Annotated in this window: 9 protein-coding genes; 5 read left to right on the top strand and 4 right to left on the bottom strand. The window is 71.3% G+C overall.

Features of this window, described 5'->3' with window-relative positions; all coding sequences use genetic code 11:
• The first annotated feature begins 161 nt into the window (after positions 1 to 161).
• The 3 genes from NFX31_RS02035 (at position 162) to NFX31_RS02025 (ending at position 3654) form a co-directional block, all read left to right on the top strand.
• Positions 162 to 425 carry a glutaredoxin family protein gene (locus NFX31_RS02035; protein ID WP_091478971.1) on the top strand — a complete coding sequence of 88 codons (264 nt, stop codon included), beginning with the start codon at positions 162 to 164 and terminating at the stop codon, positions 423 to 425.
• Between the two features lie 60 nt (positions 426 to 485).
• Positions 486 to 1862, top strand: coding sequence for an MFS transporter (locus NFX31_RS02030; protein ID WP_262956621.1), 1377 nt, complete (start codon positions 486 to 488; stop codon positions 1860 to 1862).
• A 67-nt stretch (positions 1863 to 1929) separates the two neighbouring features.
• Positions 1930 to 3654, top strand: coding sequence for an aldehyde dehydrogenase family protein (locus NFX31_RS02025; protein ID WP_262956620.1), 1725 nt, complete (start codon positions 1930 to 1932; stop codon positions 3652 to 3654).
• Between the two features lie 283 nt (positions 3655 to 3937).
• Here NFX31_RS02025 and ypfJ read toward each other — a convergent pair whose 3' ends face one another.
• Positions 3938 to 4819: a KPN_02809 family neutral zinc metallopeptidase gene (ypfJ, locus tag NFX31_RS02020; RefSeq protein WP_262956619.1), complete on the bottom strand. Its 882-nt coding sequence runs from the start codon at positions 4817 to 4819 to the stop codon at positions 3938 to 3940.
• A gap of 86 nt (positions 4820 to 4905) precedes the next feature.
• On the opposite strand from ypfJ, the gene NFX31_RS02015 reads away from it, so the two are divergent.
• Complete coding sequence (locus NFX31_RS02015) at positions 4906 to 5898, top strand: malate dehydrogenase (RefSeq protein ID WP_262956618.1); 993 nt, start codon at positions 4906 to 4908, stop codon at positions 5896 to 5898.
• A 26-nt stretch (positions 5899 to 5924) separates the two neighbouring features.
• Here the strand turns inward: NFX31_RS02015 and NFX31_RS02010 are convergent, their stop codons facing one another.
• Positions 5925 to 6965: an NAD(P)-dependent alcohol dehydrogenase gene (locus NFX31_RS02010; RefSeq protein WP_045249557.1), complete on the bottom strand. Its 1041-nt coding sequence runs from the start codon at positions 6963 to 6965 to the stop codon at positions 5925 to 5927.
• A gap of 137 nt (positions 6966 to 7102) precedes the next feature.
• Here NFX31_RS02010 and NFX31_RS02005 point away from each other — a divergent pair, with 137 nt between their 5' ends.
• The gene (locus NFX31_RS02005) at positions 7103 to 7588 is read left to right on the top strand and encodes a recombinase family protein (RefSeq protein WP_052674174.1); all 486 of its coding nucleotides are present in this window, start codon (positions 7103 to 7105) and stop codon (positions 7586 to 7588) included.
• 2 nt (positions 7589 to 7590) lie between these two features.
• Here NFX31_RS02005 and NFX31_RS02000 read toward each other — a convergent pair whose 3' ends face one another.
• Both NFX31_RS02000 and NFX31_RS01995 read right to left on the bottom strand, forming a co-directional pair.
• A complete protein-coding gene (locus NFX31_RS02000; protein ID WP_262956617.1) occupies positions 7591 to 12108 on the bottom strand; it encodes an FtsK/SpoIIIE domain-containing protein in 4518 nt (1505 codons plus the stop codon).
• Between the two features lie 127 nt (positions 12109 to 12235).
• The gene (locus NFX31_RS01995) at positions 12236 to 13600 is read right to left on the bottom strand and encodes an RDD family protein (RefSeq protein ID WP_262956616.1); all 1365 of its coding nucleotides are present in this window, start codon (positions 13598 to 13600) and stop codon (positions 12236 to 12238) included.
• Positions 13601 to 13647 lie beyond the last annotated feature (47 nt).

Here is a 13647-nt window from a genome sequence, read left to right as displayed (position 1 = left end):
TCCGTTCGCCTGACTCGCCATGATCCCACGTGAAACCATGCGAAACCTGCGCGTTTGGTGTCAGCCAGCCTTCCCGACCCAGGCGAACGGCAGGTGAACGGGGGTGCGGAGCCCTTCCCTCCGATCGCGCCGGCCCCTCGGATCCGCCGTACCCTGGATGCATGACCACCCCCGCCTCTGACTCGATCACCCTGTTCGGCGCCGACTGGTGCCGCGACTGCATCCGCACCAAGAAGCAGCTCGACGAGCTCGGCATCGAGTACACCTACATCGACCTCGTGGAGGACCCGGCGGCCGCCGACGTCGCCAAGGAGATCTCCGGTCGCACCAACATCCCGGTGGTCGTGTACCCCGACTCCTCCCACCACGTCGAGCCGTCCAACGCCGACGTCGAGGCGAAGCTGCGCGAGCTCTCGCTGATCTGACGCCGCGCGGTTCCTGAGCTCCACGTCGGCCGGGCCGAGGGCGCCGATACACTGACGCGCATGAGCACCGCCGCTCGCGCCGGACGAGCCTCCACGCGCCTTCCTGCCCGCACCGTCGCCCGCTATGCGGCCGGCTCCCTGGGCACGGGCGGCTTCGCGACGCTGCCCGGCCTGGTGCTGGCGTACTTCCTCACCGACAACCTCGGCGTCGCCGCGATCCTCGCCGGCACGATCGTGACCCTGGCGAAGATCTGGGACGTCGTGATCGATCCGGTGATCGGAGCCTGGTCGGACCGCAGCCTGCGCCGCACCGGCAGCCGCAAGCGGTTCATGCTGATCGGCGCGTTCACCCTGCCGGTGTTCTTCGCCCTCACCTTCGCCGTGCCGCCGGCTTTCGGCCCGGTCGCAGGGGTGATCTGCGTGCTGATCGCGTTCCTCGCCACAGCCTCGGCGTTCAGCCTCTTCCAGGTGCCGTACATCGCCCTCCCGGCCGAGCTCACGCCGAGCTACGACGAACGCACCCGGCTGCTGAGCTGGCGGGTCATCGCGCTGACCGTCACGATCCTGCTGTTCGGCGGCGGCGGGCCCGAGCTGCGCCGCCTCACCGGCGACCCCGTGACGGGCTACCTCGTGATGGGCGTGGTCGCCGGCGTCGTGATCGGCGTGGGCATGCTCATCGCGGCGCGCACCGCCGACGACGCCGTTGCCGCGCCGTCCGCGGTCGAGCACGTCGGCATCCGCGCGCAGTACGCCGCCGGTTTCGCCGCGGTGCGCCGCTCGCAGCCGTTCCGCGCGCTGCTGGGCACCTACCTGCTGCAGGCGCTCGCGACCGGCACGATGCTGGCCGGGGCGCAGTACGTGGCGACCTGGGTGATGCGCTCCGAGAGCGCGGTGACGCTGCTGTTCGTCGCGCTCGTCGCCCCCGCCGTGATCGCGACGCCGGTCTGGGAGCGGGTGTCGCGCCGGATCGGCAAGGAGAGGGCGTTCCGCATCGCCTCGGCGATCTTCCTCCTCGCGTCGGCCTCGATCGTGCTCGCCCTGTGGACTCCCGGATCCTGGATCTACGTCTCGGTCGCGATCGCCGGCGTCGCCTATGCGGGGATGCAGGCGCTGCCGATGGCCATGCTGCCGGACGTGATCTCGCACGACGAGCGCTCCAACGGCCCGGGCCAGGCGGGCACCTTCACCGGGATGTGGACCGCGTCCGAGACGGTCGGGTTCGCGCTCGGCACGACGATCGTCGCGGTCGTGCTGGCGATCACCGGATACGTCTCGCGCACGGCCGGCGACGCGACCGCGATCGCGCAGCCGACGAGCGCCGTCACCGGGATCGTGCTGATCTTCAGCGTGGTCCCGGCGGTGCTCATGCTGCTGAGCCTCGTGACGCTGGCCCGCTACGGACTGCGCCGTCACGACATCGACGGCGCCGATCGCTGAGACTGAGTCCCACGGACGGCGTACGCTGGGCGTGTCTCGCCTCCCAGACCGCGCCGAAGGAGATCCGATGCCCGACACCCTCGCCGACGACGTCCGCGCCCCGATCGAGGCGGACATCACCGCTCTTCGCAAGGGATCCACGGCATGGTCCGCCCTCACCGTCGGGCAGCGCGTCACGCTGCTGCGCGGCGTGCGCCGCACGGTCGCCGCGAACGCGCGCACCTGGGCTCGCACCGCGGTGCGGTCGAAGCAGCTGGGCGACGACCACCCCCTGCGCGGCGAGGAGTGGCTGAGCGGCCCGTACGCGACGCTCGGCGCGCTGGACGCCTACATCGAGACGCTCGACCGGATCGCGAACGGGCGCAATCCGCTCGACGGGATCCCGATCGACCGCACCGCGAGCGGTCAGACCCGCGTGCACTCCTTCCCCCTCGTGGGCATCGACAAGCTGCTGCTGTCGGGCTTCACCGGCGAGGTGTGGCTCACCCCGGGCACCACGCCGGGCGACGCCCGGGCCCGCGCGGGCCTCGCCCAGCGCGCGCCGCAGCCCGGTGACGGCGGCATCGGCCTCGTGCTCGGCGCGGGGAACATCACCTCCATCCCGGTGCTCGACGTGCTGTACGAGCTGCTCGCGCACGATCGGGTGGTGCTGCTCAAGGTCAACCCGACGCAGGACGCGCTCGTGCCCGTGTTCGAGAAGGCGCTCGCGCCGCTGATCGCTCCGGGATTCCTGCGGATCGTGCGCGGCGGCCCCGATGTCGGCGCGTACCTGACCGCGAACGACGCGTTCTCGCACGTGCACATCACCGGATCCGCCCCGACGTTCGACGCGATCGTGTGGGGCACGGGCGCGCAGGGCAAGCGCCGCCGGCGCGAGAACCGGCCCCAGCTCAAGAAGCCCATCACCGCGGAGCTCGGCGGCGTCTCGCCGATCATCGTCGTCCCCGGCGCCTGGAGCGACGAGGATCTGCGCTTCCAGGCGGAGCACGTGGCGACGATGCGCCTGCAGAACGCCGGCCACAACTGCATCGCCGGCCAGGTCGTGATCCTGTCCCACGACTGGGCGCAGAAGGACCAGTTCCTCACCGAGCTGCGCCGCGCCTACGCGATCGCTCCGGAGCGCCCGATCTGGTACCCCCGCTCCGACGAGCGGATGGCGCAGGCGGCGGAGTCGTATCCGGACGCACTCGTGCTCGCCGACCGCCTGCTGGTCGAGGTCGACGACGGCGACGACGCCACCGCGCTGGAGCAGACCGAGTACTTCGCACCCGTCCTGGGGGTGGAGCAGCTGCCCGGCACCGGCCAGGCGTTCCTGGACGCGGCCGTCGCGCACGCGAACGAGCGGCTGCAGGGCACGCTCGGTGCGAACGTGCTGATCGATCCCGCCACCGAGGCCTCGCTCGGGGCGGGCTTCGAACGGGCGATCACGGCGCTGCGCTACGGATCCATCGCGATCAACACCTGGACGGCCTTCGGCTTCATCACCCCCACGGTCACCTGGGGCGCGTTCCCGGGCAACACGATCGCCGATGTGGGAAGCGGGCTGGGGGTCGTGCACAACGCGCTGCTGCTCGCCGACGTGGAGCGCTCCGTGGTGCGCGGCCCGTTCCGGCCGTTCCCGCGCTCGGCGTCGATCGTGCGCGACGGCGGCCGGTTCACGATCCTGCCGAAGCCGCCGTGGTTCGCCTCCTCCCGCACTGCGGCGGAGGTCAGCGAGGGCCTGACCCGCTTCCGCGCCCAGGGCGGGGTGCTCGCGCTGCTGCGCACGCTCGTGCAGGCGATGCGCGCCTAGCCGCGGTCCGCACGCGAGCCGGCTTCGGCGCGGGCGATGGGCGTGGGCCGCGTTCGGCGTGGGCGCGTCCGGTGGCCGCGTTCGGCGAGATGGATAACGTCGCTCGCCGCCCGATCGGAGCAGCGAAATCCATCTTCACGACGGCCCCCGTCGGTCCAGAAGATGGATAAGGTCGCTCCCCGTCCGCCACGATCGACGGCTTCCCTCTTCAACGGCAGGCCGCGATCAGGAGGCGGGCACAGGCGTTCGCACCTCGGACGAGGCGGAGTGCTCATGCCGAGGACTACGGCGTGCCCACCGAGAACGTGTCGCACTGGCCGAGACCGTTCTTGTAGCCGGTCGCGAACCACTTCTTCCGCTGGTCGCTGGATCCGTGCGTCCAGCTCTCCGGATTCGTGTATCCGGCCGACTGCTGCTGGATGTGGTCGTCTCCGACCGCCGCGGCGGCGTCGAGCGCATCGCTGATCTGAGCCTCTGTCGGCGTCTTCATGTACGGGACGCCCTTCTTGTCCTTCTCCTGCGTCATCGACGCGATGAAGGCGCCGGCATAGCAGTCGGCCTGCAGCTCGGTGCGCACGCCGTTGCTCGTGGGACCCGTGCCGTTGTTCGGGTACTTCTCCATCGTGCCGGTGAGGTTCTGGATGTGGTGCCCGTACTCGTGCGCCACCACGTACACCTGGGCGAGATCCCCGGCCTCGGCGCCGAACTGCTGGTGCAGCAGCTGGAAGAACGTGGGATCGATGTAGACGGTCTGATCCGACGGGCAGTAGAACGGACCCACATCGTTGGAGGCGGTGCCGCAGGGGGTCGACGTCGAACCGTCGACGTTGACCTGGCCGGGCTCGACGTAGCCCTTCACGTGCTTGGACCAGTAGTCGTTGAGCACCAGCGAGACGGCGGCGACGCGGCAGTCGACGCTGTTGTTCGCGTCGGTGCCGGTGTTGCAGCTCTGCACCGAGCCCTCGGACGACGACGTCGCCTGCGGCTGCGCGCCCGTCCCGCCGCCGATCAGGCCGGTCAGGTCGACGCCCGTGAACGCGCTGATGAGCAGCACCACGACCGCGCCGAGGCCGACGACGCCGCCGCCGGCGATCGCGGCAGTGCGCCCGCCGCCTCGCCGCTGGACCTTGTTGTCTGAGACATCGGCATCCGGGTTGAACGTCATGAGCACAGTTTTCCACGGTCCGCGCCCCGACGGCGAGGCATAGGCTCGCACTGAGGGTCGCGTCCGCGATCGAAGGGAGCCCGAAAGTGACCACCACGGTGACTCTGACCGGTGCCGGCGGGCAGATCGGATATGCGCTGCTGTTCCGGATCGCCGCCGGCGACATGCTCGGCCCCGACGAGAAGGTGCGTCTGCGGCTGCTGGAGATCCCCGCCGGACTCGCAGCCGCCGAGGGTGCGGCGCTGGAGCTGCAGGACGGCGCCTTCGGACTGCTGGAGCACGTCGAGGTGACGGACGACCCGGCGGTGGGGTTCGACGGCGCCGATCACGCCCTCCTCGTCGGAGCGCGTCCGCGCGGCCCCGGCATGGAGCGCGGCGACCTGCTCGCGGCCAACGGATCGATCTTCGGCCCGCAGGGATCCGCGATCGCCGCGCACGCGGCCGCGGGCGTGCGCGTCACGGTGGTGGGGAACCCCGCGAACACCAACGCCCTCATCGCGGCCGCGTCGGCCGACGGGGTCCCCGCCGAGCGGTTCAGCGCCCTCACGCGCCTCGATGAGAACCGCGCGCGGGGTCAGCTCGCCGCGGCTCTGGACGCGCCGGTCGCCGAGATCGCCGGCGTGACGATCTGGGGCAACCACTCCGCGACGCAGTTCCCCGACGTCGCGCACGCCACGGTCGCGGGGCGCCCCGTCCGGGAGGCGCTCGCCGAGCAGACCGGCGACGTGCGCACCTGGCTCGAGAGCACCTTCATCCCCCGCGTCGCGAAGCGCGGCGCGGAGATCATCCAGGTGCGCGGATCCTCGTCGGTGGCCTCCGCGGCGAACGCGACGATCGACCATGTCCGCGACTGGGCGCTCGGCACCGGCGAGCGCCGCACCAGCGCCGCGGTCGTCTCGCACGGCGAGTACGGCGTGCCGGAAGGGCTGATCAGCTCGTTCCCGGTGCAGTCGGCCGAGGGGGAGTGGCGGATCGTCGAGGGTCTGGATCCGGACGACTGGGCGCGGGAGCACATCGACCGCTCGGTCGCCGAGCTCGTCGAGGAGCGCGACGCCGTGCGCGCCCTCGGCCTGATCTGACGGCTCCCCCTGAAGCAGGGAGGGTGTCAGATCGTGGCGGCGTCGATCACGAAGCGGAACCGCACGTCGCTGGCGAGCACGCGCTCGTAGGCGTCGTTGATGCCCGCGGCGTCGATGAGCTCGATCTCCGCGGCAAGGCCGTGCTCGGCGCAGAAGTCGAGCATCTCCTGGGTCTCGGCGATCCCGCCGATCGCGGATCCGGCCAGCGACCGGCGGTATCCGAGCAGCTGGTTGATCGAGACCGACATCGGCTCGGGCGGCGCGCCGACGCACACGAGGGTTCCGTTGGTGTCGAGCAGGCGCAGGTAGTCGTCGAGCGGCAGCGGAGCGCTCACCGTGTTCAGGATCAGGTCGAACGCGCGGCGGTTCCCGGAGAACGTCTCCGGGTCCGACGTGGCGAGGTAGCGGTCCGCGCCGAGGCGGATCCCCTCGTCCTTCTTGCGCAGCGACTGGGAGAGCACCGTGACCTCCGCACCCAGGGCGTGCGCGATCTGCACCGCCATGTGCCCGAGGCCGCCGAGGCCGATGACGGCGACGCGCGTCCCCGGCCCGACCTTCCAGTGCCGCAGCGGCGAGTAGGTGGTGATCCCGGCGCACAGCAGCGGCGCCGCGCGGTCGAGCGGGATGGCGTCGGGGATCCGCAGGACGAAGTCCTCGGTGACGACGACCTGGCGCGAGTAGCCGCCCTGCGTGACCGTGCCGTCGCGGTCGATCGAACCGTAGGTGCCGACGGAGCCGCCGGTGCAGTACTGCTCCTCGCCGCGCAGGCAGGCGTCGCACTCGCGGCAGGAGTTGACCAGGCAGCCGACGCCGACCCGGTCGCCGACCGCGAACCGCGTGACCTCGGACCCGACCGCCGCGACGACGCCGGCGATCTCGTGGCCCGGAGCGAGCGGATACCGCTGCGGCCCCCAGTCGCCGCGCACGGTGTGGATGTCGGAATGGCAGATCCCGGCGAAGGCGATGTCGATCACGACGTCGTGCGGGCCCGGCTCGCGCCGCTCGATCGTGGTGGGCGCGAGGGGAGCACCCTCGCTCGGTGCGGCATAGGCGGCGACGACAGGCATGCGTACTCCTCGAACTCCGTGGCGGACATGTGCGAGAGTACCCCGCCCCTCTGAGGAGAGGGCCGATGGTCGCGAACTGGACGCCCGGCACGCCGGTGTCGGCGGGAGAAGGCACAATAGTCCTGGAGGCGGATGACATGGAAGCGACCACGCACGCGCACGGCGACGCCGACGGCACGACCGGGGCTCCGCTCGACGCCGCCCTCACCAGCCCCCTGCACCTGCCGCACGCCGCGGCGGAGTGCCCCAAGTGCTTCACCGAGCTGCAGCAGAATCGCGACTGGTGGTCGGCCAAGCCCGACGGATCCCGCCTCGTCGGTCTCGTCGTGGCGCGTGAGGGCATGCCCTCGGTGGTGCAGCAGCGCGACGACCTCACCCGCTTCGGCGTGCCGATCGAGGGCTTCCGCCACCCCGCGCCCGACATCCTGGAGAGCTGGACGGACCGGATCGGCCGGCTCATCGACACCCTGCAGGCGGGCGACGTGCTCGTCGTCGCCAACATCCACGCGCTGGGTCGCGATCTCGACGAGGAGACCCGCACCGTCGCCACCCTCCGTCGGCACGGCGTGATGGTGAAGGTGCTCAGCCACGACGCGCGCCACCTGGCCGACGCCGGTCGCTGAGCCTAGGCTCCCGCGAGCCGCCCTCCCTCCACGAGCGGCAGCTGCACGATGACCTGTCGTCCGGCCTGGACGAAGATCCCGCGCCCCTCGGGGAAGTCGGTGCGCTTGACCTTCGGGAACGGCACCTTGAACACGGCGTCGCCGTCGAACGCGTCGGGCTTGAGCACGATGCCCTTGCGGCCGGCTTTGAAGTCGCCGATATAGCCGAACCCGCTCGTGGCTTGTGTCACGTCGAGATCACCGATCAGCAAGTGGTCACTGCGGTTGATCGCCTGGAACAGCGCCTTCATGTCGCGCTCGGCCGGGGTGTCGGCGAACTGAGGTACGTCCTCGACCACGACGAGCAGGCGTACCGGCATCGACTCGTCACCGGCGAGCTCAGTGAGCTCCGCCGCGAGCTCCTTGGCCGCTTCGGGCGTCGTGGCGCTGCGCGTCCAGTCGGCATAGTCCTTGAGCTGCGACCGGCGTCCGCCGAAGTGGAACAGCTTGATCGCCGGGTCGAAGCGGCGCATCGACGTGATGATGCCTTTGAGCGCCGTCGTCTTGCCCGACAACGGCGGACCTGCCACGAGAAACGTCCCGACCGGGTCGAACTCGCGCGGAGCGAGCGTATCCTCGGCGATGCCGAGCACAGGGAACTCGCCGATCCTTTCGGGCAGGGCGGCAACACCGAGCCGCGTCGGCAGCGCGCCGATCTCGGCAACCTCGCGGGCGCCGTTGGCGCGAAGCGCCGCGGCCATCGCCTCGAGCAGCTTGGTCTGCTCGGCGACGTTCGGGGTGCCACCCAGGGTCGCGATCTGCGTCTCCAACCCGTCCACGATCGCGCGCCCCGGCGCGGAGCGCTCGTCGAGCACGTCCTTCGGCGCGTTCAGCATCGCGTAGCCCGACTCGTCGGACAGCCGCAGCACGACCTTACGCGACACGTTCGCGCTGACCGCGGTGGGCACCGAGCCCGAGCGGTCCGCGGTCGCGATCACGTGCACGCCGAGCGGTCGCCCCTCGCCGAGGATCCGCATGAAGATCTGATAGAACGGCATGCGCGCCGTGGTGGACTCCCAGTCACCGCGGAACTGCGGGAAACCGTCGAGCAGGAACAGGACGCGCGGCTCGTCGATGCCGGTGAGTTCGCGGTACTCCGTGAGGCTTGCGGCGTTGGCGGCGCTGAACCGCTTGCCGCGGTCGTCGAGCACACGCGCGAGCGAGCGCAGGAGGCGCTGCACGCGCTCGGCGTCGTCGCCGGAGATCACGGATCCGACCTGCGGCAGGATCTCCAGGCTCTTCAGCGCACCGGATCCGAAGTCCAGCGCGTACACCTCCACGTTCGTCGACGCCTGCGAGGCCGCCGCGATCGCGAGCGTGCGCAGCACCGTCGACTTGCCGGCGCCGCTCGTGCCGTACACGAGCAGCGAGCCGTCGCGGTCGGGCACGAAGTACGTCGGCTCCTGCAGCTGACGGGCCGGCACGTCGGTCTTGCCGAGCAGGATCTGCCCGTCGCCGAGAGTCGGCAGATCGCGGATGTCGACGGCGTGCTCGAGATCGTCGAGCCAGGGCCGGCGCGGAGCGGGGATCCCGGCCTGCCGAGCGGCGGCGACGAGCGTCGCGACGATGCGCTTCTGGTCGTTGGGGCCGAGATCCTCGTCGTGGCTGTCGGACTCGGGCTCCTGGTCGGGCTCCCACAGCTGCGTGGACCCGAACCGCAGCTCGGCCACGCGCACGTCGGCCGCCTGCACCTCGTCCGTGGACCAGCCGCCGGCATAGGCGGATTGGAACGGCACGAGGCGACCGGGGCCGGTCTTCGCGATGCCGCGGCCCGGGATCGAGGGCGGGAAGGAGGCGGCCACCGGGTCGTCCACGACGTCCTTCGAGTCGGACTCGTCGGCCATGCGCAGCGCCACGCGCAGGTTGGTGTTGGCGCGGAGATTGTCCTTGATGACGCCGGCGGGGCGCTGCGTCGCCATGATGAGGTGGATGCCGAGCGAACGACCGCGCTGGGCGATGTCGACGACGCCGTCGACGAACTCGGGCACCTCGCCGGCGAGGGCTGCGAACTCGTCGATCACCAGCACGAGTGCCGGCGGGGTGTCGGGGTCGCGGCGCTTCTCGAGCTCGAGCAGGTCCTTCGCCTTCTTGCGGTTGAACAGGTGCTCGCGGTGGTGCAGCTCCGCTCGCAGGCTCGTCAGGGCGCGGCGCACCAGGTGCGGGCTCAGGTCGGTGACGAGGCCGACGGTGTGCGGCAGTTCGACGCAGTCGGCGAACGCGGATCCGCCCTTGTAGTCGACGAAGAGGAACGTCACCCGATCGGGGCTGTGCGCGGCGGCCATGCCGAGCACCCACGCCTGCAGGAACTCGCTCTTGCCCGCCCCGGTCGTGCCGCCGACGAGGGCGTGCGGGCCCTGCGTGCGCAGGTCGAGCGTCATCGCATCGGTCTTCGCCTGCCCGATGATCGCGCGCAGGTTGCCGGCTTTCCTGAGGCGCGGCTGCGGCACGCCGGAGCGGTCGATGATCGTGTTGTTCTGCCTCCAGCGGTCGATGACCGCGGTGGGATCGGACGCCGTCTCGGCGCCGACGAGCGACAGGAACATGACCGAGTTCGGGATGTCGGACGAGTCCTCGACGACCGTCGACGCGTCGACCACGGGCGCCAGGCGCTTGGCGAACATCGTCATGTAGGCGTGCGAGACGCCCTCGACCATCACGTCGGGGTAGCTCACGCCGTTGCGCACCGTGCCGACCCTCGCGTGCTCGAGCCCGGCCGACACGTCGATGAAGCTGCGGCACGCGGCCGGGAGCGCCTCGACCACGGGGGCCACGAACAGCGCGTACACGCCGACGTCGGCGCCGCGCTCGAGGATCTGGGTGAGCCGCGCGCGATCGACGGGCGCATCGTTCGTGACGATGACGAGCACCGCCGCCTGCCCCTCGAAGGTCGACTCCTCGGCGGCGCGCTTGACGTCGGTGCCGTAGCGAGTGGGATACCAGTCGTCGCCGTACGGCGGCCGCAGCGACGAGGTCGCGGTCGAGCGACGCATCACGATCTCCTCGAGACCGTTGAGCAGGGCGGTGCCGGTCGAGGCGGAATCGGCCAGCGCCATCTCCTGGAACGGATTGCGCTCGCTGGAGGTATGCGGCAGCCAGGTCAGCCAGTCCAGCTCGTTCGCCCAGCCCGGCTCGGTGAGCGCGACGGCGACGAGCTCGTTCGGAGAGTGCATCCCGAACAGCTGCACGGCGAGCCCGCGCAGCGCGTCGCCGGCGACCGAGGTGGGGCCGGCCACGCCGATGGATCCCACGCTCTGCAGCGACTCGAGGATCGGCACGTCCTCGATCATCCGGTAGCGCTCCTCCAGCCGGTCGACGCGCTCGACGAACTCGGGCAGCGCCTCGGCCGCTTCGGTGCGGGTGATCGAGGTGCGCGACACGTCGGCGCAGGTGCCCAGCCGCACGGCGAGGAAGTTCCAGTGCTCCGGGCGGCGGGTCCACAGCAGCGGACCGAGCTTCATCGCCTCGTCGAACACGACCGCGACCGCGGGCACCTCGCTGTTGCGCACCGCGTGCTCGCGCGGACGGGCGTGGTACAGCTTCTCCTCGAGGCGCTCGAACTGGTCCTCGAAGATCTCGGCCTCTTTGCGCAGACGCTGGCCGAGGTTGGTCTTCTGCGAGATGAAGTTGCCGAACATCATCATCGGGCTCGCCGCCGCCATGAGCAGGGAGAGGCTGCGCCCCGTGAACGCCCACATCGTGATGGCGAGCAGGATCGGGGCCACCAGCATGGGCCACGGGAACAGTCGCTGCACCTGGTCTCGCGGGTACCGCGGCTCGTCGATCTCCTCGCCCGCGAAGCGCTCCTCGACGCGCGGGCTGCGGTTGAACAGCAGCGCGCCGCCGCGTTCGAGCACCGGGTCCTCGTCGGCGGCGGTGCCGTCGAAGTCGCCCACGAGGCGCACCACGATCTCGCTGTCGCCGAGGGTGAACGGCTGTCCCGGGATCACCCGAAGGCGCTGCACCAGCCCGCCGTCGACGAGGATCCCGTTCGCCGAGTTCAGGTCGACGAGCTCGACGAACGTCGCCGCGACCTCGATGCGGGCGTGCCTCTTGGAGACCAGCGGATCGGCGAGGTGGACGTCGGCAGATGCCTCGCGACCGATCACGAAATGGCCGACGGGCAGGGAGAACTCCTGGCCTGCCGCCGGACCGGAGAGCACCCCGAGGTGCGCCGCAGGGCGAGCCCCGGCGGTACCCGTCACGATGCGCTCGGCGCCGAGGTTCACGACCTCGGCGAGGAAGCCCGACCCGACGGGCGCATCGCCGATCGCGAGGTCAGGGTTCAGCGCCACGAGCCGTTCGCTCGTCGGCGGCGCGACCGAGAGCGTGAGCGTCTCGCCCGGCGCCACGTGGATCGAGCGCATCGGGTCGGTCGTCGCGATGTGATGGGCGACGTCCGCGACCGTCGCCGTCGAGTCGGCGGTCACGACGATGTCGGTGAGCGGTGCGCCCGACCGTCGCAGGGTGAGTTTGACCTTCATCGATGTCCCTCCGGGCGCGGCACGCGCGCGTCGACGGCCAGGGGCCGGTGGATTCCCGAGACGGCGCGAAGGGCCGTTCCCCCGGCAGTCGCGATCCCTTGCAGGGCGACGGTGCGGATGCCGCCGGTCATGCCTGCTCCACGCGCAGGCTGCGGTCGCCGAACCGCAGCACGTCGCCGGCGCGGAGTTCGGCAGGGTGCCCCGGGGTCAGCGGGAGCTCGGCCCCTTCGCGGACGATCGAGCTGCCGTTGGTGGAGCCGCGATCGACGACGACGACACCACGTCGTGAGAGCAGGATCGCGAGATGGGTCTTGGAGACCGAGCGCGTCTCATCGGACACGCGCACCAGCTGCGGCTCGCCCTCGCCGGTCGCGGCAACGGACGAGGGTGCGTCGCCCGCGCCAGCCGCCGGGGCGCGGCCGATGAGGGTGGCCGTGCGCACCTCGACGCGCTCTCCGTTGTCGATGACGAGCACCGCCCGGGGCGCGTCAGGTACAGGGGTCGCCGCCGGAGCAGCTGCCGCCGGGGCAGGCGCGGCGACGATCGGGGCGATCTCGGGCGGCTGCCACGCGGCGGGCGCGGCCCCTGCCGCGGGAACCTGCACAGCGGTTTCGGCGGCAGCAGCGGGCACCGGCGTGGCGGGGGCCGGCACAGCCGGGACCGGCACAGCGGGGGTCGGCGCGACGGGAGCCGGCACGCCCGGGGCCGACGCGGAGACCGCGGGCGTCGGAGCCGTCGCGCGATGCGCGCCCACGACGCCGCCGGAGAAACGTCCGGTCGGCACGTACACCGCCGGGGCGTCCCGGTCGACGGGGGTGGCGAGCGATGGAAGGACCGGCGCGGCCTCGTGAACCTCGGCGGTGATCTGCTTGCGGGCGATGCGCATCCGCTTGGCGTCGTACGGGTTGAGTCCGCGGCGCACGTCGACGAGCCAGGTGGCGGCGGCGCGGTCGGCCCAGCCGCGGCCTCGCCGCTCGGCGTCGAAAAGCGGCGAGAGCGCGACGACGAGCAGTGGCCCGATCAGCGGTACCACGAACGATACGGCGAGGATCAGATAGCGCACCACGGCGCCGCGCCAGAAGCCCGGCTTCTCGAGAGTGCGTACGTTGACCGTACGGATCCCGAAGGCGGCCTTGCCGAGCGTCACGCCCTTCAGCCCGTGCAGGACTAGCTGCACGAGCGTGAACACGAACATGAGCACGAACGACACGAGCGGCGGCAGCAGGAGCCAGATGAGATCCTTGCGGGCCAGGAACGCACCCGGGTCCGCGGTGCTCAGCAGCACTGCGTTCACGCCGGCGACTGCTCCGGGGATCGAGACGAGGAGCGCCACGATCAGCTCGAGCACGGTCGCCATCACCCGCATCCCGGCGCGGGCGGGCACCAGGCCGATCGCCTGCGCGTAAGCCGGGTCAGGACGCCCCTGCGCGTCCAGACCCTCGATGTCGGTGGTCTGGGCCGGAATCTCCCAGATGTCGTTCGACAGGCTCATATCCCCTCACGTTATCAATCCGGTGTCCCGCACCCGGACGCCGCGAG

Source organism: Microbacterium azadirachtae, from assembly GCF_025583665.1.
Taxonomy (GTDB): Bacteria; Actinomycetota; Actinomycetes; order Actinomycetales; family Microbacteriaceae; genus Microbacterium; species Microbacterium azadirachtae.
Note: the sequence above shows the minus strand (reverse complement) of the source record. Positions and strands in the feature narration are given on the sequence as shown.